This is a genomic window from Pseudogulbenkiania sp. MAI-1 (assembly GCF_000527175.1).
Taxonomy (GTDB): domain Bacteria; phylum Pseudomonadota; class Gammaproteobacteria; order Burkholderiales; family Chromobacteriaceae; genus Pseudogulbenkiania.
Map to the genome: position 1 here is coordinate 3,192,336 of NZ_AZUR01000001.1, position 26,063 is coordinate 3,218,398.

General features: G+C 59.8%; 13 protein-coding genes, 4 tRNA genes and 3 rRNA genes. 12 read left to right on the forward strand and 8 right to left on the reverse strand.

From position 1 onward, the window contains the following. Positions 1 to 80: 80 nt before the first annotated feature. Positions 81 to 4,892: an NAD-glutamate dehydrogenase gene (locus PSEMAI1_RS0114870; RefSeq protein WP_024303642.1), complete on the reverse strand. Its 4,812-nt coding sequence runs from the start codon at positions 4,890 to 4,892 to the stop codon at positions 81 to 83. Between the two features lie 548 nt (positions 4,893 to 5,440). Here PSEMAI1_RS0114870 and PSEMAI1_RS0114875 point away from each other — a divergent pair. The 6 genes from PSEMAI1_RS0114875 to PSEMAI1_RS0114900 all read left to right on the forward strand — a co-directional run bounded on the left by PSEMAI1_RS0114875 (position 5,441) and on the right by PSEMAI1_RS0114900 (position 10,553). After that, entirely contained in the window at positions 5,441 to 6,205 is a 765-nt protein-coding gene (locus PSEMAI1_RS0114875) for an ABC transporter substrate-binding protein (protein WP_024303643.1), read from the forward strand. Positions 6,206 to 6,286: 81 nt separating this feature from the next. After that, positions 6,287 to 7,051, forward strand: coding sequence for an ABC transporter substrate-binding protein (locus tag PSEMAI1_RS0114880; RefSeq protein ID WP_024303644.1), 765 nt, complete (start codon positions 6,287 to 6,289; stop codon positions 7,049 to 7,051). 54 nt (positions 7,052 to 7,105) lie between these two features. Further along, the gene (locus PSEMAI1_RS0114885) at positions 7,106 to 7,795 is read left to right on the forward strand and encodes an ABC transporter permease (protein WP_024303645.1); all 690 of its coding nucleotides are present in this window, start codon (positions 7,106 to 7,108) and stop codon (positions 7,793 to 7,795) included. Beyond that, positions 7,792 to 8,523, forward strand: coding sequence for an ABC transporter permease (locus PSEMAI1_RS0114890; RefSeq protein WP_024303646.1), 732 nt, complete (start codon positions 7,792 to 7,794; stop codon positions 8,521 to 8,523). The genes PSEMAI1_RS0114885 and PSEMAI1_RS0114890 overlap by 4 nt, the downstream gene beginning before the upstream one ends. Positions 8,524 to 8,658: 135 nt before the next feature. Continuing rightward, positions 8,659 to 9,474: an ABC transporter ATP-binding protein gene (locus PSEMAI1_RS0114895; RefSeq protein ID WP_024303647.1), complete on the forward strand. Its 816-nt coding sequence runs from the start codon at positions 8,659 to 8,661 to the stop codon at positions 9,472 to 9,474. A 95-nt stretch (positions 9,475 to 9,569) separates the two neighbouring features. Next, positions 9,570 to 10,553, forward strand: coding sequence for a GlxA family transcriptional regulator (locus PSEMAI1_RS0114900; protein WP_024303648.1), 984 nt, complete (start codon positions 9,570 to 9,572; stop codon positions 10,551 to 10,553). Here the strand turns inward: PSEMAI1_RS0114900 and PSEMAI1_RS0114905 are convergent. The 7 genes from PSEMAI1_RS0114905 to rnr form a co-directional block, all read right to left on the reverse strand. After that, the gene (locus tag PSEMAI1_RS0114905; protein WP_232219929.1) at positions 10,543 to 12,675 is read right to left on the reverse strand and encodes an ATP-binding protein; all 2,133 of its coding nucleotides are present in this window, start codon (positions 12,673 to 12,675) and stop codon (positions 10,543 to 10,545) included. The genes PSEMAI1_RS0114900 and PSEMAI1_RS0114905 overlap by 11 nt on opposite strands. Before the next feature lie 317 nt (positions 12,676 to 12,992). Then, positions 12,993 to 13,106, reverse strand: a 5S ribosomal RNA gene (rrf, locus tag PSEMAI1_RS0114910). A 115-nt stretch (positions 13,107 to 13,221) separates the two neighbouring features. Further along, positions 13,222 to 16,112: ribosomal RNA gene (locus PSEMAI1_RS0114915) — 23S ribosomal RNA — on the reverse strand. A gap of 292 nt (positions 16,113 to 16,404) precedes the next feature. After that, positions 16,405 to 16,480, reverse strand: a tRNA-Ala gene (locus tag PSEMAI1_RS0114920). 11 nt (positions 16,481 to 16,491) lie between these two features. Then, positions 16,492 to 16,568 (reverse strand) — tRNA-Ile (locus PSEMAI1_RS0114925). Positions 16,569 to 16,660: 92 nt separating this feature from the next. Then, positions 16,661 to 18,196: ribosomal RNA gene (locus tag PSEMAI1_RS0114930) — 16S ribosomal RNA — on the reverse strand. The 16S, 23S and 5S rRNA genes sit together here with 2 tRNA genes alongside, the layout of an rRNA operon. Positions 18,197 to 18,534: 338 nt before the next feature. Then, positions 18,535 to 20,760, reverse strand: a complete 2,226-nt coding sequence (gene rnr, locus PSEMAI1_RS0114935) for a ribonuclease R (RefSeq protein WP_084612707.1) — start codon at positions 20,758 to 20,760, stop codon at positions 18,535 to 18,537. Between the two features lie 77 nt (positions 20,761 to 20,837). Between rnr and PSEMAI1_RS0114940 the strand changes: the two genes are divergently transcribed. The 6 genes from PSEMAI1_RS0114940 to PSEMAI1_RS0114965 all read left to right on the forward strand — a co-directional run bounded on the left by PSEMAI1_RS0114940 (position 20,838) and on the right by PSEMAI1_RS0114965 (position 25,871). After that, a tRNA-Leu gene (locus PSEMAI1_RS0114940) sits at positions 20,838 to 20,924 on the forward strand. A 60-nt stretch (positions 20,925 to 20,984) separates the two neighbouring features. After that, a tRNA-Leu gene (locus PSEMAI1_RS0114945) sits at positions 20,985 to 21,071 on the forward strand. Between the two features lie 931 nt (positions 21,072 to 22,002). Next, on the forward strand, positions 22,003 to 22,407 hold the full coding sequence (locus PSEMAI1_RS21865) for a hypothetical protein (RefSeq protein WP_156943155.1): 405 nt from the start codon (positions 22,003 to 22,005) through the stop codon (positions 22,405 to 22,407). Between the two features lie 243 nt (positions 22,408 to 22,650). Next, positions 22,651 to 24,309, forward strand: coding sequence for an ExeA family protein (locus PSEMAI1_RS0114955; protein ID WP_024303650.1), 1,659 nt, complete (start codon positions 22,651 to 22,653; stop codon positions 24,307 to 24,309). A gap of 2 nt (positions 24,310 to 24,311) precedes the next feature. Further along, positions 24,312 to 25,100: a general secretion pathway protein GspB gene (locus PSEMAI1_RS0114960; RefSeq protein WP_024303651.1), complete on the forward strand. Its 789-nt coding sequence runs from the start codon at positions 24,312 to 24,314 to the stop codon at positions 25,098 to 25,100. 108 nt (positions 25,101 to 25,208) lie between these two features. Continuing rightward, on the forward strand, positions 25,209 to 25,871 hold the full coding sequence (locus PSEMAI1_RS0114965) for a lytic transglycosylase domain-containing protein (protein ID WP_024303652.1): 663 nt from the start codon (positions 25,209 to 25,211) through the stop codon (positions 25,869 to 25,871). The last annotated feature ends 192 nt before the right edge of the window (positions 25,872 to 26,063 follow it).

A 26,063-nucleotide genomic window follows, 5' to 3' on the forward strand; every position in this document is an offset into this window, starting at 1 on the left:
ACAAGAACCGGTGAGGATATTAAACGGTAAAAATAAAAAAACCGGCCTTGCGGCCGGTCTGAAGGGAGAAAAAGAGTCTATCAAGCCAACAGGTGGTTGTTCAGCTCGCGCATGCCGGCTGACAACATGGCCAGATCCAGCGCCTGGAAGGCTTGCAGTTCGGCGAACATCTGGTGGCAGGTCTCGACGTCGTGATGACGCTTCTCGAGCCAGGCGCCGGCCAGGTCTTCCACACCCTTGCACTCCTGGATCGCCAGTTTGGCCACCTTGCGGTGCAGGCGATACAGGTCGTCACGCAGCGCGGAACGCGCCAGCGACTGCCAGCGGTTATCGCGCGGCAGGCGGGTGATGGCCTCGCGCATCCAGTCGAACTGCAGCGCCTGCCCCAGGCGGTAGTAGTTGCCCGCCAGCACGCCCTGGGTCAGATCCTCGCCCTCGCCGATCTCGATGATATCCATCAGCGGCACGGCGAACTCCAGGCGCGCCAGCACGCGCGCCAGGCTGGCCGGCAGGTTCGGGATGTCCAGACGCGCTTCCATCGCCGCCACAGACGGGTAGTCCTCGGCGCTGATCAGCTCCGGCAGCGCGGCCAGCAGGGCCTGCACCTTGGCGCCGTACTGCTCGATCACGGCGTTCACCGACGAGAACGGACGCTTGTTGCGCAGCACCCAGCGCGTCACGCGCTCGATCAGGGTACGCACGATCACCATCAGTTCCATCTGCTGATCGGCCGGAATCTGGTTGTCCAGCGCCTCGATCTGGCCCCACAGCTGCTCGGCGTTGAACACGCGGCTGGCGATCCACCAGGCGCGGGCGATGTCGGCCGCGGAGAACGGCGACTCTTCCTGCAGGCGGAACACGAAGGTCGTGCCCATGCGGTTGATGATCTGGTTGGCCAGCTGGTTGGCGATGATCTCGCGCTTCAGATGGTGGTTTTCCATCTGGCTGCGGAAGCGCTCCTGCAGCGGTTTCGGGAAGTAGTTCACCAGCACCGGCAGGAAATCGGCATCGTCCGGCACGTCGGTCGCCAGGATCGCCTGGTCCAGCGAGATCTTGCTGTAGGCCAGCAGCACCGCCACTTCCGGCGAGGTCAGCCCCTGACGGGCCAGGCGGCGGTCGTTGATCTGGGCCTCGGACGGCAGGTACTCGATCTCGCGGTTCAGCTCGCCGGTCTTCTCCATGTGGGTGATCATGCGGGCATGGGTCGACAGGATCGATGCCGCCTCCAGCCGCTTGATCGCCAGCACCTGGGTCTGCAGGTAGTTGTTGCGCAGCACCAGCTGAGCGACTTCGTCCGTCATCTCGGCCAAGAGCTCGTTGCGCTGCTTCAGCGTCATGTCGCCGGCCTGCATCACCGCGCCCAGCAGGATCTTGATGTTGACCTCGTGGTCGGAGCAGTCCACCCCGGCCGAGTTGTCGATGGCGTCGGTGCAGATGCGGCCGCCGGCGAGCGCGAACTCGACGCGGCCCAGCTGGGTGCACGTCAGGTTGCCGCCCTCGGCCACCACCTTCACGCGCAGTTCGCGGCCGTCGACCCGCACCGGGTCGCAGGCACGGTCGCGCGCATCGGCGTGGCTCTGCGTAGAGGCCTTGACGTAGGTACCGATACCGCCGTTGTAGAGCATGTCGGCGCGCGCCTTGAGGATCTCGTGGATCAGCTCGTTCGGCGCCATGCTGTCCTTGTCGGTCTCCAGCCAAGCCTTCACTTCCGGCGACAGCGGGATCGATTTGGCGCTGCGCTCGAAGATGCCGCCGCCCTTGGAGATCAGTTCGCGGTTGTAATCGGCCCAGCTCGAACGCGGCAGGTTGAACAGGCGTGCACGCTCAGCGAAGCTGACCGCCGCGTCCGGGGTCGGGTCGAGGAAGATGTGCATGTGGTTGAACGCCGCGATCAGCTGGATGTGCTCGGACAGCAGCATGCCGTTGCCGAACACGTCACCGGCCATATCGCCGATGCCGATCACGGTGAAATCCTGCTCCTGGGTGTTGATGCCCAGGTGGCGGAAGTGGCGCTTGACCGATTCCCAGGCGCCGCGCGCGGTAATGCCCATGCCCTTGTGGTCATAGCCGGCCGAACCGCCCGAGGCAAAGGCGTCACCCAGCCAGAAGTCGTACTGTTCCGAGATGCCGTTGGCGATGTCGGAGAAGGTCGCGGTCCCCTTGTCGGCGGCCACCACCAGGTACGGATCGTCCGGATCCAGGCGGCGCACATCCTTCGGCGGAACGATCTGGCCGGTCACCAGGTTATCGGTCACGTCGAGCAGCGCCGAGATGAAGGTCTTGTAGCAGGCGATACCCTCGGCCATGAAGGCTTCGCGATCGCTCGCCGGCGGCAGCTGCTTGCACACGAAGCCGCCCTTGGAACCCATCGGCACGATCACCGAGTTCTTCACCATCTGCGCCTTGACCAGACCCAGCACCTCGGTGCGGAAGTCTTCCATGCGGTCGGACCAGCGCAAGCCGCCGCGCGCCACCTTCGAGCCGCGCAGATGCACGCCCTCGACACGCGGGCTGTACACCCAGATCTCGAACATCGGACGCGGTTGCGGCAGGAACGGGATGGCGTTGGATTCCAGCTTGAACGAGATGTAGGACTTGAACTGGCCGTCTTCCGCCTTCTGCCAGAAGTTGGTGCGGCGCACCGCCAGGATCACCGACAGGAAGCCGTTGAGGATGCGGTCCTCGTCCAGGTTGGCCACCTGATCGAGCAGGTGCTTCAGTTCGCCCTGCAGGGTTTCAGCCTGGGCATCGTCGGCGTTGACCGGGTTCAGGCGCGCCTGGAACAGGCTGACCAGGTTACGGGTGATGGCCGGGTAGTTGGCCACGCACTGCTCGATATAGGCCTGGCTGAAGGTCAGGCCGCCCTGGCGCAAGTACTTGGCCAGTGCACGCACCAGCGAGATTTCACGCCAGTCGAGGCCGGCCACCAGCGCCAGGCGGTTGAAGCCGTCGTTCTCGCAGCGCTTGGCGAACACTTGCGACAGCAGTTCCTGGAAGTCGCGCTGCACCTCTTCGCGCGCCATCTGCTCGAAGGCGTTGCCGACGTCGAGGCCGAAGTCGCTGATCCAGACCGTGGCGCCGTCCGAGGTCTGCACGCGGTAGGGGTGTTCGTCACGCACGCGCACGCCCATGTTCTCGAGGATAGGCAGGCTGGCGGACAGGCCGAGTGGCTCGCCGGCGCTGAACAGCTTCAGGTTGAAGGCGTTGGTGCCGCGATGCAGCGGGCGGTACAGCTTCATGCCGAGGCGCTGCTCGCCACCCAGCGATTCCATCAGCTGCACGTCGAGCACCGCGTTGCGGGCGGCGAACTCTTCGCGGTACGCCACCGGGAACGCGCCCTTGTAGCGATGGTACAGCGCGTTGCCCTGCTCTTCGCCGTGCGCCTCGACCAGCAGCTGGTGCAGTTCCTCCTGCCAGCCGCGCACCACACGGGCGATTTCCGCCTCGATGTCCGACTCGTGGAAGGACGGCAGGTCGGCGGCGTGGGTGCGGATGGTGTAGTGCACCAGCGCCAGCGTGCCGTCGCCGATCTGAACGCTGAACTCGGCCGAGGTGCCGTTGAAGGCGCTCAGCAGCACCTTCTCGATCTTCAGGCGGACTTCGGTGTTGAAACTGTCGCGCGGCACGTACACCAGGCAGCTGACGTAGCGGTGGTAGCGGTCAGTGCGCACGAACAGCCGGACGCGCGGGCGCTCCTGCAGGTTGACGATGCCCTCGATGATCGGCGCCAGCGTTTCGGCCGGAATCTCGAACAGCTCGTCGCGCGGATAGTTTTCCAGCACGAAGGTCAGCGTCTTGGCCTTGTAGCTGTTGTCGACGTAATCGCAGTAGTTGACGACATATTCGGCCTTGCGACGCAGGATCGGGATGTTCTTCAGCGGCACGTGGTAAGCCTGAGCCGTGTACAGGCCGAGGAAACGGCGCTCGCCGATTACCTCGCCCTTGCCATTGAAACGCTTGATGCCGACGAAGTCGATATAGGCCGGACGATGGATGATCGAACGCGTCTGCGACTTGTTCAGGATGATCAGTTGCGGCAGGTGGGCCAGCTCGCGCAGCTCCTGCGGCAGTTGTTCGAAGCTGGCGGAATACTCCTTGTCGCCCTGCTCCTTCAGGATACCCAGACCGCTGTCCTTGACGATCTTCAGACTGTCCTTGCCGTCGCGCTTGACCAGGTCGTAGTCGCAGTAACCCATCAGCAGGAAATGGTTGTCTCCCATCCAGTGCAGGAAGTCGATGGCCTCCTGCGCCTCGTCGGCACGCGCGCCCTTGACCTTGGCCAAATCGTCGGCGATCTCAGCCAGTGCCGCGCGCATCTTCGGCTCGTCGTTCACCACCAGGCGGATGTCGGAAATGATGCGGTTCAGATCGGCTTCCAGGCGCTTCAACGTGGCCGGATCGGACACACGGTCGATCTCGACGTGAATCCACGATTCCAGCGGCAGGTCGCGGCCTTGAGTGCGCTTGAGCTCGACCAGTTGTCCCTTGGCATCACGCGCCACGGCCACTACCGGGTGGATCAGTAGGTGCAGATTGAGGTTGTAGCGCGACAGCAGCATGGCCAGCGAGTCAATCAGGAACGGCATGTCGTCGTTGACCACCTCGATCACCGTGTGCGTGCTCTGCCAGCCGTCACGCTCGAAATCGGGGTTGTAGATCCGGGCCTTGTGGATGCCGGCTTGACGCTGCTGGGCAAAGTCGTAATGAGCGATCGCGGCGCCGAACAGATCCAGCGACGAGTACCGGCGCAGATCGTCATACTCTGCTTCTTCGAAATAGACCGGAAAGAAAGGGGCCAGTTTTTGTTGCTCATCACTGGACAGCTTGCTGTCGGCCTCCGCCTGAATGTCATCGATCAGGCTGGCGTGTTCTGTCATGTTGGTGAGGGACATTGGGTTTTCTCTGTGTTGTCGTGCTGGGTTATTGTGCAGGAGTAAGGGTTCTGCTGAGCAGGGATTGTAGAGGGGTCGACCAGCACAAGATTTCCATAAAGCGACACGCTCTTACATCTTCTTTGGTTGCATTGCAGCATCCCTGTCTGGACATGAGCGGAGGATTGCTTTTTCCACCACTCATAGGCTTATAGCAATGCGACAGCCAATTATAAAAAGACTTTTGTGGCATTTTCTTGCCGCCCCGCCAAAGAAAAATCGTAACACCTTGTTTTTATTAATATTTTTCAGAACACCAAAAACCCGGTAGAATGCGCGCCTTCGATTTTTCCACCCCGTTCCGCCGTGGCCGGTGGATTGTGAGACGGCAAATGTTCGTGCCACCATGGGCTCACACAAGGGCCGGAGCACAGCCGGCCGACTAGAAACCGACGGGTAGCCGGCCGCATCCCGGCAAGGCCTACCACTTCGGCACGGCATTAAGCGGGGCCACGTCAGACCACCCTTCTGACACCCGGTTCACGTTCTGAGAAATAGAGAGGCATTCGATGAAAAAGGTTTTGATGGCAGTGGCGCTGGCCGCCCCGCTGTTTGCGTCCGCTGCCCAGGCAGAGACCATCCGCTTTGGCGTTGACCTGAATTACCCCCCGTTCTCCAAGCAGGGGCCGGATGGCAAGCCGCAGGGCTTCGACATCGACATGGCCCATGCGCTGTGCGCAGCGATGAAGGTCACCTGTGAAATCGTTCCGCAGGACTGGGACGGCCTGATCCCGGCGCTCAACACCAACAAGTTCGACGCCATCCTGTCGTCGATGCAGATCACCGATGAGCGCAAGAAGGCCGTCGACTTCACCAACAAGTACTACAACATCCCGAGCCGCATCATCGCCAAGGCCGGCACCACCGTCGACCAGAACAGCTTCAAGGGCAAGAAGATCGGCGCGCTGCGTGCCTCGACCCAGGAAAAGTTCGCCAAGGACTACTGGGGCAAGGCCGGTGCCAAGATCGTGGCCTATACCAAGTCTCCCGAGTCCTTCCTCGACCTGACCAGCGGCCGGCTCGACGCCGTGTTCGTCGACGGAGCCGTGGGCGACCAGGAATTCCTGAAGACCCCGCGCGGCAAGGGCTACGCCTTCGTCGGCCCGGAATATGCCGATACCAAGTATTTCGGTCTTGGCGCCGGTATTGCCGTGAAGAAGGGCAACAAGGCTCTGCGCGAGCGCCTGAACAACGCCATCGAGCAAATCCGCAAGGACGGTTCCTACAAGAAGGTGCAGGACAAGTACTTCACCTTCGACGTGTACGGCCACTGAGCTTCGACCAACCCCGGATGGCCCGCGCCCACACACGGTGCGGGCCATATTCGCGCTCTACCCCATTTTGCTGGAGACTGCATGAAACAGCCCTTGCTGACGCTGGGTGCGCTGCTGTGCGCGCTGACGGCCGCTAGCCACGCCGAAACGCTGCGTTTCGCCACCGATGCCAGCTACCCGCCGTTTTCCCAACAAGGTCCCGACGGCAAGATGGCCGGCTTCGATCCGGACATCGCCCGAGCCCTATGCGCGGCCATGAAAGTGAGCTGCGAGGTGGTGCCGCAAGACTTCGACGGCATCATCCCGGCGCTCAACGCCAAGAAGTTCGACGTCATCATCGCCTCGATGAACATCACCGACGAGCGCAAGAAAGCGGTCAACTTCTCCGACAAGTACTACAACATGCCGAGCCGCCTGGTCGCCAGGAGCGGCACCGCGATCAACGACGCCTGGTTCAAGGGCAAGAAGATCGGCGTGCTGCGCTCCTCCATTCAGGAAAAATACGCCCGCGACCGCTGGGTCAAGCTGGGCGCCAAGCTGGTGCCGTACGGCAAGGCGCCGGAATCCTTCCTCGACCTGAAGGCCGGGCGCCTGGACGCCAGCTTCGTCGATGCCGCCGTGGGCGACACCGACTTCCTGAAGACGCCGAACGGCAAGGGCTTCGCCTTTGCCGGCCCGGCCTACAGTGACGCCAAATACTTCGGCGAAGGGGCCGGTATCGCGGTGCGCAAGGCCGACACGGCGCTGCTCGAGCGCATCAACAAGGCACTCAAGCAGATTCGTGCCGACGGCAGCTACGACAAGATCCAGAAGAAGTACTTCTCCTTCGACATCTACGGCAACTGATAGGGATGGCCGCGCCGGCGTGCGACGCCGGTGCGGCGCTCCATGGAGAGCAGCATGTTTTTGCAGGGTTATCTTCCCAGCATTCTGGAAGGCGCGGCGCTGACGCTGGAAGTCGCCGCCGCCTCGCTGGTGGTGTCGGTCGTGCTCGGCCTGATCGGCGCCATGTTCAAGATGGCGCATTCCCGCGCCCTGGTGTGGTTGGCCGAACTCTACTCCACCGTGGTACGCGGCGTGCCCGACCTGGTCTGGATGTTCCTGCTGTTTTTCGGCGGACAGATGCTGATCAACGATGCCGCCGAGCGCTTCGGCCTGCCGGCCCCGGAAATCAACCCGATGATCGCCGGCGTGCTGACCATCGGCTTCATCTTCGGTGCCTACATGACCGAAACCTTCCGCGGCGCCATCATGTCCGTGCCCAAGGGCCAGATGGAGGCCGGCCTCGCCTACGGCATGTCGCCGCTGCGGGTGTTCTTCCGCATCACCGCGCCGCAGATGGTGCGCTTCGCCCTGCCGAGCTTCTCCAACAACTGGCTGGTGCTGGTCAAATCCACTGCGCTGGTCTCGGTGATCGGCCTGAACGACATGATGTACAAGGCGGACACCGCCAAATCCATCACCCAGGAACCCTTCACCGTTTATATGGTGGTGGCGGCGATCTACCTCGCCATCACCACGGTTTCGATTGTGGCCCTGAACGCGCTGAACAAACGCTATTCGACGGGCGTGAGGGAGAGTGAGCTGTGATTGACGCCAACCTGATCATCGACAATTTCCCATCCTTCCTGGGCGGCGGCAACGGCGAACCGGTGCTGTCCACCGGTGACGGCCTGATCCTGACGCTGGAGTTGCTGTTCTTCTCGCTGCTCGGCGGCTTGCTGCTGTCGATTCCGCTGGGGCTGATGCGGGTTTCCAAGAATCGCCTGGTGGCCGGCACGGTCTGGCTCTACACCTACGTGTTCCGCGGCACGCCGATGCTGGTCCAGCTGTTCATCATCTATTACGGCCTGTCGCAGTTCGAAGCGGTGCGCGAGAGCTGGACCTGGGAATACCTGCAGGAAGCCTATTTCTGCGCGCTGCTGGCCTTCACGCTGAACACCGCGGCCTATACCACCGAGATCATCGCCGGCCAGATCCGCAACACGCACTGGGGCGAGATCGAAGCCGCCAAGGCCATGGGGATGAGCAAGTGGCTGATGATGCGCCGCATCGTCATCCCCGCCGCGCTGCGCCGCGCCCTGCCGGCCTACAGCAACGAAGTGGTGATGATGCTGCAAGGCACCTCGATCGCCGGCCTGGTCACGCTGGCCGACGTCACCGGCGTCGCCCGCCGCATCTACAGCGACACTTACATGCCGTTCGAACCGTTCCTGACGGCGGGCCTGATCTACCTCGCCTTCACCTTCCTGTTCGTCTGGCTGTTCAAGCTGGCCGAGAAACGCTGGCTGGCCTATCTGGCACCGCGCAAGCACTGAGGCGGGAGCAAGGCAACAAAGAAATCCAACTACGGCATAAGGCGTGCGGCGCACGCCCACGTACCGCGACCGGCCGCCCCCACGGTGGCCCGGTTCGCCACCCACCACGCATTCAAGACAGGGATTTGCTGAGCGATGAAACCGATCGAACACCCCAACGCCACCACCGCCGGCCTCGACAGCCAAGTCAAGCTGCACGTTGCCGACATCCACAAAAGCTACGGCAGCCACGAAGTGCTCAAAGGCGTGTCGCTGACCGCCCACGCCGGCGACGTGATCAGCATCATCGGCTCGTCCGGCTCGGGCAAGAGCACCTTCCTGCGCTGCATCAACCTGCTGGAACAGCCCAACAGCGGCAAGATCTTCGCCGCCGGTGAAGAACTCCAGTTGGTTCCGGACCACCGCCACGGCGCCCTCAAGGCCGGCGACGCCAAACAACTGGCGCGACTGCGCACCAAGCTCGCCATGGTGTTCCAGCACTTCAATCTGTGGGCCCACATGACCGTGCTGGAAAACATCATCGAAGCCCCGGTGCACGTGCTCGGCGTCCCCAAGGACGAAGCCGTGGCCCGCGCTCGCAAGTATCTGGAAAAAGTCGGCCTGAAGAACGTCGAAGACAAGTACCCGTCGCACATGTCCGGCGGCCAGCAGCAGCGCGTCGCCATCGCCCGGGCGCTGGCGATGGAACCGGAAGTGATGCTGTTCGACGAACCGACCTCGGCGCTCGACCCGGAGCTGGTCGGCGAAGTGCTGCGCGTGATGCAGGACTTGGCGCGCGAAGGCCGCACCATGGTGGTGGTGACGCACGAAATGGGCTTCGCCCGCGAAGTCTCCAACCACGTCATCTTCCTGCACCAGGGCCGGATCGAAGAACAAGGCAACCCGAAGGAAGTGCTGGTCAAGCCGAAGAGCGAGCGGCTGGCACAATTCCTCTCGGGCAGCCTGAAATAATCATACAATTACGGCATTAAAACAGACACTCTGCCAAGTCCCGGACTTGGCAGAGTCTTTTCCCCGGCAGTTTTGTTTTTCGGTCACCTATGGCTATGCAGACGCAAGTCGCCAAACCGCTCCGCTACGGCATCCTGCTGTTGCCCCATGCCGCCATGGCCGATCTGGCCCTGATCACCGAGGTGCTGTCCCGCGCCAATCAACTGGCGGAAAAGAAGCTCTACGAGTTTCTACTGCTCTCGCCCAGCGGCGACGCCATGCCCCTGACCAACGGCATCAAAACACCGGTCGATCTGCCGCTCAGCTACGCGCCGAAACTCGACGGACTGTTCGTGCTCGCCGACGAAATCGCCGGCGACGTCGATGTCGACGAACTGGGCAAGACGATCCACGCCCAAGCCATCGACAAGCTGCAACTGATCGGCATCGGCTGCGGCAGCTACTGGCTGGCCCGCGCGGGCCTGCTGAACAGCTACCGCAGCACCATCCACTGGCAGGAAATCAACCGCTTCACCGAAGAATTCCCGGAAGTCATCGTCTCATCCAATCTGTACGAAATCGACCGCAACCGGATGAGCTGCGCCGGCGGCGCCTCGACGCTGGACTTCATGATGGTGCTGGTGGGACAACAACAAGGACACGACTTCGCCGCCCAGCTCTCCGAGCTGTTCAGCATGGAGCGCATCCGCCCCGGCAACGAACGGCAGCGCATCCCGCTGGCCACCCGCATCGGCGCGAGCCAGCCCAAGCTGACCGAAGCCGTCAGCCTGATGGAAGCGAACATCGAAGAACCGCTGACCACCGACGACATCGCCTACTATGTCGGCATCTCACGGCGGCAACTGGAGCGTCTGTTCAAACAACACCTGTCGGCGGTGCCCTCGAAATACTATCTCGAGCTGCGCCTGAAACGTGCCCGGCAGCTGCTGCAGCAGACCTCCAAGTCCATCGTCCAGATCGGGCTCGCCTGCGGCTTCTCCAGCGGCCCGCACTTCTCCAGCAGCTACCGCAACCACTTCGGCATCACCCCGCGCGAGGAACGCTCGTCGCGCAATACCGGCAAAACCGCTAGCGAGTAGCGCTCACTGGCACCGCCGACGGCACCGCCTCCGACAACGCCAAAGGCGGTGCATAAGGCAGTCGGAGGCGGAAACACGCCCCGCTACCCGGAATGTTTTCCGCTTCGATCGAACCGCCATACTGCTCGACGATGGTCTGGCAGATCGACAAGCCCAGACCCATGCCGCCCTCCCGGGTCGAATAGAAGGGATGGAACAACACCGCCTGCACATCCGGAGATATCCCCCGGCCGCTGTCGCGCACCTCCAGGATGGCCTGGGACAGCGCCACATGGCTGTGGATCACCAGCTGACGGCAGCCCTCCCTCTCCCCCTTCATCGCCTCGATCGCGTTGGACAGCAGGTTCATCAATACCTGTTCGATCTGGATGCTGTCCGCCATCACCGTCACCGGATTCGACGACAGCATCTGCACCACCTGGACACCGTTGCTGCGCAGGTCGTACTCGGCCAGGAACAAGCTATTGCCCACCAGCAGATTCAGGTCGACCTGGCGGACGTCCATGCTGCGCTTGCTGACGAAGGCGCGCAGACGCTTGATGATCTCACCGGAACGCTCGGCCTGGCGGATGGCTGCCTTCAGGGCGTCAGTCACCTGGGCCGGCGCCTCCTCGACATCCTCCAGCATGGCCAGCGACGCGGCGCAGTAGTTGCTGATGGCCGCCAGCGGCTGATTCAATTCATGGGCAATGCCCGAGGCCATCTCCCCCATGGTGTGCAGACGCGCGACATGGGACAGTTTCTCGAGGTGGTCCCGCACCCGGCTCTCGCTGGCCTCCAGCACCGCCTGGGCCCGGCGCCGGATCGGCCCCATGTCGCGGATCGCGCACACGGCGCCATTCATCTCACCGGTACGGGAAAACAGCGGGGCCACGGAACCCTCGACCAAGCGCGTCTCCCCGTAGAAGGTCGACAGCAGCACTTCATCCGGAAATTCCACCACCTGCTGATACAGAAAGCTCTGGCCGATCGGATCGACCCGGGAGACGTCGGCCAGACCCAGCTGCAGCCGCAACACCTCCTTGTAATCGCGCCCCAGAATCTGTTCCGGCTGGAGCCCCAACAGCTCCTGGGCCATCGGATTGATCCACTCCACCCGGCGATCATGGCTCAACGTGATCACACCGTCGCGGATAGCGTTAAGGGCGACCTCTACCCGCTCGCGCTGGCTGAACAGCGCCTCGTCGGCGGATGAACGCGCACGGTGCAGGTGCAGACGCTGCTGGTACACCTGCCACAACGCCAGCAGCAGCAAGGTCACCAGCAACTCCTGGAAAACCAGCACACTCAAGCGCAGTTCAGCCCAGGTCACGTCGCGCGACAGTCTCAACACAAAGGGCTGCGCCTCGCTCGGCAGGTCCATCTTGGATTCGAAGCGCTGGAACAAGGGCCATTGCGAAGCCTTGGCCGGCTTGAAGGAGCGCTCGTAGAGCAGCAGCGAACCGTGCACTCCCGGCAGCTCTCTCTGATACAAGGCGATGTTCAGGGACTGGGACTCGAGTCGCAGCGGGGCCAGCAACTGCTCAAAGTGCACCTGCACGGCAACAATACCCTCGACCAAGGGAGAGTCGGGCCGCAGAGGTATCACGCCAGGGCCGCCGTTGCGGTACACCCCTTTCATCAACAGGTAGACCCTCTCCCCCTCTTTCAGCTCGAAGGGCATCGAGACCACGATCTCCCCCGTCGCAATGGCCTGCTTGAGTTCCCGGGTGAGTCTTGGCTCATGCAGGATGTCATAGCCATAGAGCCGACGCGACACCAAGGTCGCCGGCTCCACCAGAGAGATCGGGTAATAGATATCGCGTGACGGTGCCGGCACCCAGGAACGTCGCCGGTTCATATCGAAATCCGTGATATGGACAGCTTCGCCGGCCTGTTGTGTCAACTGCTCCTGGTAATGATCCCGCTCCGGCTTCTCCACCTTCTGCAAGAAAAGTACCGTGTACAGCTTGGGATAATTACCGAGGATCTCACGGGAAAAGGCGCTCAGGGCCGGGATGTCCAACTGGTCTCGCGACGCCACCATGGCGTGCACCGCTTGCAGTACGGCCTCGTTCTGGTCCAGCTTGCGCGCAATCTGCACGTAAGCCGCCCGCCCGTCTTTTTCAAACCCCTCTTCCAAGCGGCTGCGCTCCATCTGGAGCCAGAGCAAGGCCGTCAAGAAACACAAAAGGCACCACCCCAGGATGGGCAAGGCGGATTTCTTGATCTTGGAGGTAAGGGCTAGCAACGATTTCAAACGCGACTATTCCATTCAAGCTGACAGATTGGCGAGAGCGGCACGGCCGGCATGAGGTAAAACAGGCATGAGAATCGGCCGGCGTGTGCAGTTGGAAAGATGTGACTGTACAACTAAAAACACTGTAAGTGCCATCATTGGCAGCAAATACCCTGAATGCAAAAAGCCCAGCTCGGTTGAGCTGGGCTTTCTTGAGGGGAGTCTGGCGGTGTCCTACTTTCACACGGCAAGGCCGCACTATCATCGGCGCTAAGGCGTTTCACGGTCCTGTTCGGGATGGGAAGGAGTGGGACCACCTCGCTAAGGCCGCCAGACATAAACTGTCAACAAACTGGAAGAAGCCTGGAAGCCTGTCGGCTTCCATTTCGAATTCGGGTAATCGATCGTACGTCGCACACTTCACCGCGTGGCCCAAGCCACTCAAATGATAGGATCAAGCCTCACGAGCAATTAGTATCGGTTAGCTTCACGCCTCACAGCGCTTCCACACCCGACCTATCAACGTCCTGGTCTCGAACGACTCTTCAGGAGGGTCAAGCCCTCAGGGAAGTCTCATCTTCAGGCGAGTTTCCCGCTTAGATGCTTTCAGCGGTTATCTCTTCCGCACTTAGCTACCCGGCAATGCCACTGGCGTGACAACCGGTACACCAGAGGTGCGTCCACTCCGGTCCTCTCGTACTAGGAGCAGCCCCCGTCAAACTTCCAACGCCCACTGCAGATAGGGACCAAACTGTCTCACGACGTTTTGAACCCAGCTCACGTACCACTTTAAATGGCGAACAGCCATACCCTTGGGACCGGCTACAGCCCCAGGATGTGATGAGCCGACATCGAGGTGCCAAACTCCGCCGTCGATGTGAACTCTTGGGCGGAATCAGCCTGTTATCCCCGGAGTACCTTTTATCCGTTGAGCGATGGCCCTTCCATTCAGAACCACCGGATCACTATGTCCTGCTTTCGCACCTGCTCGACTTGTCGGTCTCGCAGTTAAGCCACCTTTTGCCATTGCACTATCAGCACGATTTCCGACCGTACCTAGGTGACCTTCGAACTCCTCCGTTACACTTTGGGAGGAGACCGCCCCAGTCAAACTGCCTACCATGCACTGTCCCCGATCCGGATCACGGACCAAGGTTAGAACCTCAAACACACCAGGGTGGTATTTCAAGGGCGGCTCCACCAGAACTGGCGTCCTGGTTTCATAGCCTCCCACCTATCCTACACAAGTCTGTTCAAAGTCCAATGCAAAGCTACAGTAAAGGTTCACGGGGTCTTTCCGTCTAGCAGCGGGGAGATTGCATCTTCACAAACATTTCAACTTCGCTGAGTCTCAGGAGGAGACAGTGTGGCCATCGTTACGCCATTCGTGCGGGTCGGAACTTACCCGACAAGGAATTTCGCTACCTTAGGACCGTTATAGTTACGGCCGCCGTTTACCGGGGCTTCGATCAAGAGCTTGCACCCCATCACTTAACCTTCCGGCACCGGGCAGGCGTCACACCGTATACGTCCACTTTCGTGTTGGCACAGTGCTGTGTTTTTGATAAACAGTCGCAGCCACCGATTCTCTGCGACCTCTCGAGGCTTCGAACGCGAGGTCCTACACCCTAAGAGGCATACCTTCTCCCGAAGTTACGGTATCAATTTGCCGAGTTCCTTCTCCTGAGTTCTCTCAAGCGCCTTAGAATTTTCATCCTGCCCACCTGTGTCGGTTTGCGGTACGGTTCTCGTATAGCTGAAGCTTAGTGGCTTTTCCTGGAAGCGTGGTATCAGTCACTTCGGCTCCGTAGAGCCTCGTCATCACGTCTCGGTGTTAATAGAGCGGCGGATTTGCCTACCGCTCCCACCTACCGGCTTAAACCAGGACGTCCAACACCTGGCTGACCTAACCTTCTCCGTCCCCACATCGCACTATACGAGAGTACGGGAATATTGACCCGTTTCCCATCGACTACGCTTTTCAGCCTCGCCTTAGGGGCCGACTCACCCTACGCCGATGAACGTTGCGTAGGAAACCTTGGGCTTTCGGCGAGCGGGCTTTTCACCCGCTTTATCGCTACTCATGTCAGCATTCGCACTTCTGATATCTCCAGCATGCCTTACGACACACCTTCACAGACCTACAGAACGCTCCCCTACCATCTGCACCTAAGTGCAAATCCGCGGCTTCGGTTATCAGTTTGAGCCCCGTTACATCTTCCGCGCAGGACGACTCGACCAGTGAGCTATTACGCTTTCTTTAAATGATGGCTGCTTCTAAGCCAACATCCTGGCTGTCTGGGCCTTCCCACTTCGTTTACCACTTAACTGATCATTTGGGACCTTAGCCGGCGGTCTGGGTTGTTTCCCTCTTGACGATGGACGTTAGCACCCACCGTCTGTCTCCCATGCTCGCACTTTCCGGTATTCTGAGTTTGCCATGGTTTGGTAAATCGCAATGACCCCCTAGCCATAACAGTGCTTTACCCCCGGAAGTGATACATGAGGCACTACCTAAATAGTTTTCGGGGAGAACCAGCTATCTCCGAGTTTGTTTAGCCTTTCACCCCTATCCACAGCTCATCCCCTAGTTTTGCAACACTAGTGGGTTCGGACCTCCAGTGCGTGTTACCGCACCTTCATCCTGGCCATGGATAGATCACTCGGTTTCGGGTCTACGCCCAGCAACTCAATCGCCCTGTTCGGACTCGGTTTCCCTACGCCTCCCCTATTCGGTTAAGCTCGCTACTGAACGTAAGTCGCTGACCCATTATACAAAAGGTACGCAGTCACCCCTTACAGGGCTCCCACTGTTTGTATGCATCCGGTTTCAGGTTCTATTTCACTCCCCTCCCGGGGTTCTTTTCGCCTTTCCCTCACGGTACTGGTTCACTATCGGTCGATCACGAGTATTTAGCCTTGGAGGATGGTCCCCCCATCTTCAGACAGGATTTCGCGTGTCCCGCCCTACTTGTCGTACGCCTAGTCCTTGGAATGCGTTTTCGTGTACGGGGCTATCACCCACTATGGCGGCCATTTCCAGAGCCTTCCACTAACACAATCCATAACACGTACAAGCTGTTCCGCGTTCGCTCGCCACTACTGACGGAATCTCGGTTGATTTCTGTTCCTGCGGGTACTTAGATGTTTCAGTTCTCCGCGTTCGCTCTACTCTGCCTATGTGTTCAGCAGAGAGTACCTATTGCTAGGTGGGTTTCCCCATTCGGACATCTCCGGATCATCGCTCTATTGCCAGCTCCCCGAAGCTTTTCGCAGGCTTACACGTCCTTCATCGCCTGTGATCGCCAAGGCATCCACCAGATGCACTTAGTCGCTTGACCCTATCATTTCAGTGACCTGGACCAACCTTGCGGCGGGTTCAAGCACGTCCACGACAGTGAATGTTTGTGCGACATGTCACACCGCCCCTTTTGTGATGGCGACATGACATCGATACAATCAAATTACCCAAAGTCAGCAAGTCACTCGAGGCAGAATTAACTTCCTCTCGCTTCTCGCCGTCTTTCTAATTCGGCTTCTTCAGTTTGTTAAAGATCGGGCGTTTTACAACGCAAACAGAAACTCACTGACTGATTTTTTTCTTCAGCCAATGCGCTTGTGTTTGCATCGTGATGGTGGAGGATGACGGGATCGAACCGACGACCCCCTGCTTGCAAAGCAGGTGCTCTCCCAACTGAGCTAATCCCCCAACAGGTCAAATGGTGGGTCTGGTTGGACTCGAACCAACGACCCCCGCCTTATCAAGACGGTGCTCTAACCAGCTGAGCTACAAACCCAGTTGACTTCATCAACCCGTTCTCACAGGTTGACTATGCCCTTAACGCGAATAACCGATAGGCTGTGAGTACTCGACTCGGCCCTTCTCTAGAAAGGAGGTGATCCAGCCGCAGGTTCCCCTACGGCTACCTTGTTACGACTTCACCCCAGTCATGAAGCATACCGTGGTAACCGGACTCCCGAAGGTTATCCTAGCCACTTCTGGTATCCCCCACTCCCATGGTGTGACGGGCGGTGTGTACAAGACCCGGGAACGTATTCACCGCAGCATGCTGATCTGCGATTACTAGCGATTCCGACTTCACGCACTCGAGTTGCAGAGTGCGATCCGGACTACGATCGGTTTTATGAGATTGGCTCCACCTCGCGGCTTGGCGACCCTCTGTACCGACCATTGTATGACGTGTGAAGCCCTACCCATAAGGGCCATGAGGACTTGACGTCATCCCCACCTTCCTCCGGTTTGTCACCGGCAGTCTCATTAGAGTGCCCAACCAAATGATGGCAACTAATGACAAGGGTTGCGCTCGTTGCGGGACTTAACCCAACATCTCACGACACGAGCTGACGACAGCCATGCAGCACCTGTGTTCCGGCTCCCTTTCGGGCACTCCCACCTCTCAGCGGGATTCCGGACATGTCAAGGGTAGGTAAGGTTTTTCGCGTTGCATCGAATTAATCCACATCATCCACCGCTTGTGCGGGTCCCCGTCAATTCCTTTGAGTTTTAACCTTGCGGCCGTACTCCCCAGGCGGTCAACTTCACGCGTTAGCTACGCTACCAAGGATTCAAACCCCCAACAGCTAGTTGACATCGTTTAGGGCGTGGACTACCAGGGTATCTAATCCTGTTTGCTCCCCACGCTTTCGTGCATGAGCGTCAGTGTCATCCCAGGGGGCTGCCTTCGCCATCGGTATTCCTCCACATCTCTACGCATTTCACTGCTACACGTGGAATTCTACCCCCCTCTGACACACTCTAGCCGTGCAGTCTCCAATGCCGTTCCCAGGTTGAGCCCGGGGCTTTCACATCAGACTTGCACAACCGCCTGCGCACGCTTTACGCCCAGTAATTCCGATTAACGCTTGCACCCTACGTATTACCGCGGCTGCTGGCACGTAGTTAGCCGGTGCTTATTCTTCAGGTACTCTCAGCTCCGGGCGGTATTAGCGCCCAGCATTTGCTCCCTGACAAAAGTCCTTTACAACCCGAAGGCCTTCTTCAGACACGCGGCATGGCTGGATCAGGCTTGCGCCCATTGTCCAAAATTCCCCACTGCTGCCTCCCGTAGGAGTCTGGGCCGTGTCTCAGTCCCAGTGTGGCGGATCATCCTCTCAGACCCGCTACTGATCGAAGCCTTGGTGAGCCTTTACCTCACCAACTAGCTAATCAGACGTCGGCCGCTCGAATACCGCGAGGTCCTAAGATCCCCCGCTTTCCTCCTCGGAGCGTATGCGGTATTAGCACAGCTTTCGCTGCGTTATCCCCCAGTACTCGGTGCGTTCCGACGCATTACTCACCCGTTCGCCACTCGCCGCCAGGCCGAAGCCCGCGCTGCCGTTCGACTTGCATGTGTAAAGCATGCCGCCAGCGTTCAATCTGAGCCAGGATCAAACTCTTCAGTTCAATCTCATAGCAATATTTCTGGCACGCAAGATCAAAGAAATATCAGGTATTTCCTGTCTTGCAGTGCAAGTGTTCGGCTTCGCCGAGCACTCACACCTATCGGTTATTCGGTCTGTTAAAGAGCGGTGCTGCGTCGCTGTTTCGTTTGCGTCGTCAGCTGAGGAGGCGAACTATACGCCCCGCCCCCACCCTCGTCAACGCTTTTTTGCGGGAAATTTGCAGAAAGTTGGCACACCACACGCAAACCATTGATCTAAAAGGAAAGTCTATCCCAGACGCAACAAGGGTTGGCCGAAGCCAACCCTTGTATCTGCTTGGAAAGCGCCATCCAACCTGGTTCAACTGACCTTGCGCTTCTTCTTGCTTGCCGGCTTGCTCTCGCTCTCGGCCTGCAATTCGGTCTCCGGCGCCAGGACAAAATCGATACGGCTGCTTTCCAGGTCGGCCCGCACGACCTTGACCGCCAGGCGCCCGCCCAACTGGTAACGCACCCCGCTCTTCTCGCCGACGATGGCCTGGATGTCCTTGCGGTAGTGGAAGTAGTCCTTACCCAGTTCGGAGATGTGCAGCAGGCCTTCAACGTAAATGCCGTCGAGCAACACAAAGACGCCGAAACTGGTGACGGCACTGATCTCCCCGACGAACACCTCGCCGATCTTGTCGCGCATGTAGTAGGTCTTGAGCCAGGCTTCGACGTCGCGGCTGGCCTCGTCGGCTCGGCGCTCGGTCATGGAGCAGTGCTCACCCAGTTGCTCCCACTTGCCCGCCTTATAGTGATGCCCAGCAAGGACCGCCTTGATGGAGCGATGCACCACGAGGTCGGGATAGCGGCGGATCGGGGAGGTGAAATGGGTATAAGCCTCGTACGCCAGCCCGAAGTGGCCGATATTGTCCGGGCTGTAGATGGCCTGCTGCATGGAGCGCAGCAGCATGGTCTGCAGCACCGGCGCATCGGGGCGGCCATGGATTTGCTCTGCCAGCTTGGCGTAATCCTTTGCGGTCGGCGTTGCGCCGCCTCCCAGCGCCAGCCCGACCAGCTTGAGATAGGCTTGCAGGTTTTCCAGTTTTTCCGGTGTCGGCCCCTCGTGCACGCGGTACAAGCAGGGGTGTTCGTGCTTGAGCAGGAAATCGGCGGAGCACACGTTAGCCGCCAGCATGCACTCTTCGATCAGGCGGTGGGCATCGTTGCGCACCACCGGCACGATCTTGTCGATCTTGCCGTCCTCGTTGAACACCATCTGTGTTTCGGTGCTGTCGAATTCGATGGCGCCGCGCTGTTCGCGCGCTGCCAACAGAACTTTGAACAACTCATATAGGGTTTGCAGCTTGGGCAGCAGTGGATGATCGGAGCCGTGCTGTAGCCAGTCCCATACGATGTTGTAGGTGAGGCGAGCCTTGGATTGCATCACCGCTGGGTAGAAGCGGTACTGCTTGACCTCGCCCTTGGCGCTGATCTGCATATCGCAGACCATGCAGAGCCGCTCGACGTCGGGGTTGAGCGAACAGATACCGTTGGAGAGCGCTTCCGGCAGCATCGGGATGACGCGGCGCGGGAAGTAGACCGAGGTACCGCGCTCCAGTGCATCCTGGTCCAAGGCGTCGCCCGGCTTGACGTAATGGCTGACGTCGGCAATCGCCACCACCAGTCGGTAGCCCTTGCCGACACGCTCGGCAAAAACGGCATCGTCGAAGTCGCGGGCGGTTTCGCTGTCGATGGTCACCAGCGGCAGCTCGCGCAGGTCTTCCCGGCCCTTGAGGTCGGACTTGCGTACTTTCTTCGGCGTGGCCTGCGCTTGCTCGACGGCGGCGTCGGAGAATACGTGCGGCAGATCATGCTGGCGCAGCGCAATCTCGATTTCCATGCCGGGGTCGGCGTAGTTGCCGAGGATTTCCACGACCCGGCCGATCGGCTGGCGATAGCTGTCCGGCTGCGACAAGAGTTCGACGATCACCACCTGGCCATGCTGCGCCCCGCCCTCACCGCCCGGTTCGATCAAGATGTCCTGATTGATGCGCTTGTCTTCGGCCACCACCAGCCACACGCCGCGCGACAGGTAAATGCGCCCCACCAGTTTCTGTACCGCGCGCTCCAGCACTTCGACGATGCGTCCTTCGTTACGGCCGCGCTTGTCGGTGCCGGTGATGCTGACCATCACCCGGTCGCCGTGCAGCACCTTATGCATCTCGCGCTCGGAGAGGAAGATGTCCTCGACGCCCGGCTCTTCGGGGATGGCGAATCCGTAACCGTCACGGTGGCCGGAGACCTTGCAGCGGATCAGCTCGAGCTTGTCGGCAACGCAGATGGCGCCTTTGCGGTTGATGATGATCTCGCCGGAACGCTCCATGGCCTGCAAGCGGCGTTCGAAGTAGCGAAGTTCGTCCTTCTTGATGTCGAGCATCTGGGCGAGTTCGTCCGGCCACAGGGGCACGCCCTGCTCGGTAAGCAGTTGGATGACGAACTCCCGGCTCGGTAAGGGATTGTCATACTTGAGTTTTTCCCGCTCCAGGTGCGGGTCCTGCAAACGCAGGGAGGTGTTTTTCTGTTTTTTTTGCTTCGAAGGCATTGACAATTTCTGGGGGCTCCTTATAATTCGCATCTCATCGCAGCACTGCTGTGGCGCAGATGATACAGCAAAGCGATGCCCAGGTGGCGGAATTGGTAGACGCACTAGGTTCAGGTCCTAGCGGTGGCAACACTGTGGAAGTTCGAGTCTTCTCCTGGGCACCACGGAATCATTTAAGATTGGCTTAATCATAGCCGGTCTGCAGTTACAATTTAAAGTTTTATGCCCAGGTGGCGGAATTGGTAGACGCACTAGGTTCAGGTCCTAGCGGTGGCAACACTGTGGAAGTTCGAGTCTTCTCCTGGGCACCAGTACAAAAGCCGTTGAGTTCAACTCAACGGCTTTTTGCTTTCGAGGCGTCCCTCGGGATGCCTCTCTCCCCACAGCGGCACCATGAACCACCCCTGGAACCGTTCCTATGGTGACTGGACGGGCATGTCGCCTTCCAGTGCCGCAGCCGACACTTGCCAAGCAGCCCCCTCTTTCCGGTCTTCGAATCGCCCCATATAAGCAGATGCTGAATCACTCCTTTTGCAGCCAGTTTGGGTACTACGCAATCAATCATAGCCCCAACGAAGTTTACTGGCACAAACCCTCGCAAAAATGCCGATTTCAACGTACTTGTTTCCCTAATTTTCTATTGCTATATTTTAAAGGTTTTGTTGTTTGTCTTGTTGATAAATACTAGCATAGTAAAGAAGGATTTCCACGATGATGCCGAAAGGAGGGAAAGATCAAAGAAGTTAAATCCCAAGGAGGAATGAGTGCCGAGAACTTCAATCCTCTGGATTGTAGTCCGGCATTTTTGCTTGATGATTCTGCACCTGAATAACAAGGAAGAGTGATAGAACATCCCAGCGAAATATGGCACGAGAAAGGAATCTTGCGTGCGATTCCTGTGGAAACGCTGTCTTCGATCAATCAAAGACAGCAGGATGTGTTTTGCCGATTTTTCAATGGCTTTCCTGAAAAGCATGGCAAACCATTCCGCATTGATGTTTAGTGCCAGCTTGCCGCTGCATCAGCTCCTTGGAGCCATGCGGGAGAGCAAGCGAGGCGAATAGCCATGCCCGTCACGGCGCCCCTGCTGAATGAGGCTGCGGGTTTGTGACGAGTGATGAATTGGGAAGATCCGGAGGAAAATCGAGATAGACGAGGGGTTACCTATCCTAAGGAAAGGGGAATTCGTGCTCCCTTAACAACTAAGGGTAAACGCTTTTCTTTACCAAGAAGAGGTGAACCATGTCTAAGCTTAATACCCCATTAATCCGGTCACTCATGCTATGTACTGGTCTTGCACTGGGGGCATCCCCAGCTATCGCAGGCAAGGTGACCACGAATATCGATTGGCCGGCAACGTTGAGTTTGGATTTTTCCGGCAGCTGCAGCAATAGTCCGGGTCCGTGGATTACCTTAGGGCCGGGTGTGCTTACTCTACATGATGTACCCGTGACAGTACGCTTTGATGGCGGCGGGGAGCATGATGAGGATGTCGTCAAGAATGTCGATTTCTCCCTGGAAATCAAGGATGCAATCAAGCTCCCCAAACAGGGATCGCAACCTGACGGCGTTACCGGAAACCCCTACGTTTCCATCCTCCTGAACGGCAAGACGATTTTTGGCCCCGTACGCTGCAACAAGCTGTGACGAGCCAACGTTGACACCGAACCAAACCGCAGAGCACTAGTCTCCGGCGGCCCTTCCATGTGGTGGGGCCGCCTTCTTCACAAACTCCCCCTGGAAAATTGCCATCGGCAACCCCTTGCCGCCCACTCATTGCTTTCGTCTATTCAAAACAAAAAAGCCAGTCAGTCCGCTTAGCACATTCTAAACTCACGTCTATAATTTTTTTAAGCAGTCATCGAGTACAACGCCATTATAGGCAGCACCATGTACACGAACCACTATGGTTTGGCCGATCTGCCTTTTTCGATCGCGCCGGATCCCCGCTATCTCTTCATGAGCCAGCGGCACCGCGAAGCGCTCGCCCACCTGATGTACGGCATCAGCGGGGACGGGGGCTTCGTGCTCCTGACCGGCGAGATCGGCACCGGCAAGACCACCATTTGCCGCTGCTTTCTGCAGCAATTGCCGGACAACTGCGACGTCGCCTTCATTTTCAACCCGAAGCTGAACGTGCTCGAGCTGCTGTCGACGATCTGCGAAGAGCTCCATATCCCCTACCCCCAGGACAGCGCCAGCAACAAGGCGCTGACCGACCGCATCAACGACCACCTGCTGGCCGCCCATGCCCAGGGGCGCACGACGATCCTCATCATCGACGAGGCGCAGAATCTGGACAGCGAGGTACTGGAGCAGGTCAGGCTGCTGACCAACCTGGAAACCAACCAGCGCAAGCTGCTGCACATCATCCTGCTGGGGCAGCCGGAGCTGCGGGACAAGCTGGCCCGCCCCGAGTTGCAGCAGCTTTCGCAACGGATCATCGCCCGCTATCACCTCGGGCCGTTGCAGCCGCAGGAAATCGCCGCCTACATCCATCACCGTCTCGATGTCGCCGGGGGCAGCCGGACCTTGTTTCCAGCGTCCGTCATCCGCTTGCTGTTCCGCCTCAGCGACGGCATTCCGCGCAAGCTGAACATCCTGTGCGACCGCGCCCTGCTGGGTGCCTACGTGCAAGGGAAAGGCGAGGTGGACCGCGACATCCTGCGCCAGGCCGCCAAGGAGGTGTATGGCCAGAACACGCCCCAGCCGTGGCAAAAGCTGGTGGTGGGGCTGGGGGCCCTGCTCAGCGCCACGGCCCTGGCCACCGCCTTGCTCTACTACGCCGAACCGTTCGGCCGTACCCCAAGTGCGCTGGCCAAGCCGGCAGGCTCGAAACCGGCCTTGGTCAGCGGCAAGACAATGGTCGAAACGCCCACGCCATCTGGGCAACGGGGCACGCCGGAGCAGTTGTCGACCCTCGTAGCCAAGGGTACGGAGCGCGACGCCCAGAAACTGGCCTACCAGGCCCTGCTGGCGCTCTGGAAGATTCCGGCCCAGGCCGATGGCGAGCCGAGCGCCTGTCTGCAGGCGGCAGCGTTCGGTCTGCTCTGCCTGAGCGAGTCTGGCGAGCTGGAGCAGTTGCGCCGCCTCGATCGGCCGGCGGTGCTTCAGGTGCGCCTGCCGAATGGCGGCGTCAGCCATGTCCTCCTGAGCGCTTTGCAGGGCGAGCAAGCCACCATCGGGCAGGGAAAGCATACCCAGATCATCGGCGTGAGGATGCTGAGTCAGGCCTGGACGGGACGCTACACCCTGCTGTGGAAGCCCCCTCCCAACTATCGCGAGCCGCTGGCCCGCGGCAGCCGAGGGCCGCTGGTGGCCTGGCTGCACCACCAGCTTGGCCCGCGCCAGGAGCAACACCCCGGCCCGGCAAAAGAATGGCTGTTTGACGGCGCCCTGGAAGAACGGGTGATGCGTTTTCAGCGCAGCGATGGCTTGCCGGCAGACGGCATCGTCGGGCCGCACACGCTGATCCGGCTGACCCGGGCCAGCGATGCGTCCTCCCCCCGACTGGCCGGCACGATCATGACCACGGCCACCAAGGAGTAGCCATGTCATATATCCTCGACGCCTTGCTCAAAGCGGATCAGGAGCGTCAGCGCAATGCGACGCCGACGCTCAACTCCGTGCATGCCCCCTATGTCGCAGAACCATCCGGCCCACGCAGGCGCTGGCTCTACCCCGTGCTGCTGACGCTCCTGGGCGGCGGACTGCTGGTGAGCGGCCTGCTGCTCGGCATACGGCCGGCGGCCTCGGCACCGGAACGCTCGGCTCAAGCCCAAGCGGCCACGCCCAGCCCGGCTGCTCCGGCAAAACACCTGGAAAAAGTAACCGCTTCTCCACAGGTGGAACCGCCCCGCCTGAACGCTCCCTTGTCTGCCGCTGTCGCCCCCCTCCACACTCCGACTCCCCCGGCGACAGCGCAGACCGCTCCTCCCCCCGCCACCGTGGCCACGATGACACGGGACAAAACGCCTTCCCACGAACGGCGCATGGCGTCGCCCGCCGCCCCGACGGCCCCCGCCCCCTCGGCGGAGACGGACGCTGTGGCGTCGGTCCCTCTGCCAGCCGAGGCCACACCAGCGGTTACGCTGAAACGCAGCAACCGCATCCTCGACCTCGGCGAGCTCCCTCCGGAGCTGCGCAAGGAAGTGGAGGAGAACGTGATCGTCTCCGGCTCCTCATTCTCCGCGGACAACAACGAGCGCATGGCCATCATCAATGACCGGGCGCGGCGCGCGGGCGATGAGGTCGCCACCGGCATGAAACTGGAAACCATCTTGCCAGATGGTATCGTCTTGAATTACAAGGGGTATCGTTTCCGTACCGGCATGTATTGAGCGCTATCCCGCGCGGCCACGGTGCCTACCGGGATAGGCCCTGCAACTAGCCTGAACGCGAGACCCGCCATGGCGGTCTACCTTTATAGAAGTGGCAGAGAGATAACCATGAAGACCAACCTTACCCTGCCGGGGCGGCTCACCGTCCGCGTAGCCATCCTGCTTTTGATGCTCCCGTGGGCTCAATCGGTCCGGGCCGACATCTACGCTTTCAAGGACTCCGACGGCACCCTGCACTTCAGCAACATCCCTCAGGACAAACGCTACACCTTGCTGATGCGCACCCCCAAGGAGCCACTCGCCGGCGAGACCGCTGCCGCGGACAGTTCCGCACCGGCCAGCGAACGGCGAGGGCCGGCCATCGACCCGCAACTGCGCGCCCAGCTGAACGGCCTGATCGAAGAAACCGCGCGGAGCTTGAATATGGACCCCGCACTGTTGCACGCCGTCATCGCCGTCGAATCGGGCTACAATCCGCGCGCCGTCTCACCCAAGGGGGCCATGGGCCTGATGCAGCTGATGCCGGCCACGGCAAAACGCTACGGTGTGACCGACCCCTACGACCCGGCACAAAACATCCGCGCCGGCGCGCAGTACCTGCGCGACCTGATGGGCCGTTTCGACAACGACCTCAAGCTGACGCTGGCGGCCTATAACGCTGGCGAACTGGCCGTCGCCCGCCATGGCAACACCATTCCACCATATAAGGAGACGCTGAATTATGTTCCTCGCGTCATGAGCGGTTACGCCCGCAATCAACAGCAACCCTGACGCCCCTTCCACACCCTACCATCTCCGGAAAATGCCAGCTGGAGCAGCATTACACCCCATTATTGCCATCACTATATTTTAAATATTATTTTGAATTACTTGTCAGCGAATACTAGCATGAAGCATGTGAAATTCCGCCATCACAGAGGGAGGAGGTAACGATTCGACCGTACTGATGTCGCTCTGGAAGAG

Coding starts and splice junctions, on each gene's coding strand:
- PSEMAI1_RS0114870 (WP_024303642.1), bottom strand. CDS start 4,892: ATGTCCCTCACCAACATGACAGAACACGCCAGCCTGATCGATGACATT.
- PSEMAI1_RS0114875 (WP_024303643.1), top strand. CDS start 5,441: ATGAAAAAGGTTTTGATGGCAGTGGCGCTGGCCGCCCCGCTGTTTGCG.
- PSEMAI1_RS0114880 (WP_024303644.1), top strand. CDS start 6,287: ATGAAACAGCCCTTGCTGACGCTGGGTGCGCTGCTGTGCGCGCTGACG.
- PSEMAI1_RS0114885 (WP_024303645.1), top strand. CDS start 7,106: ATGTTTTTGCAGGGTTATCTTCCCAGCATTCTGGAAGGCGCGGCGCTG.
- PSEMAI1_RS0114895 (WP_024303647.1), top strand. CDS start 8,659: ATGAAACCGATCGAACACCCCAACGCCACCACCGCCGGCCTCGACAGC.
- PSEMAI1_RS0114900 (WP_024303648.1), top strand. CDS start 9,570: ATGCAGACGCAAGTCGCCAAACCGCTCCGCTACGGCATCCTGCTGTTG.
- rnr (WP_084612707.1), bottom strand. CDS start 20,760: ATGCCTTCGAAGCAAAAAAAACAGAAAAACACCTCCCTGCGTTTGCAG.
- PSEMAI1_RS21865 (WP_156943155.1), top strand. CDS start 22,003: ATGTCTAAGCTTAATACCCCATTAATCCGGTCACTCATGCTATGTACT.
- PSEMAI1_RS0114955 (WP_024303650.1), top strand. CDS start 22,651: ATGTACACGAACCACTATGGTTTGGCCGATCTGCCTTTTTCGATCGCG.
- PSEMAI1_RS0114960 (WP_024303651.1), top strand. CDS start 24,312: ATGTCATATATCCTCGACGCCTTGCTCAAAGCGGATCAGGAGCGTCAG.
- PSEMAI1_RS0114965 (WP_024303652.1), top strand. CDS start 25,209: ATGAAGACCAACCTTACCCTGCCGGGGCGGCTCACCGTCCGCGTAGCC.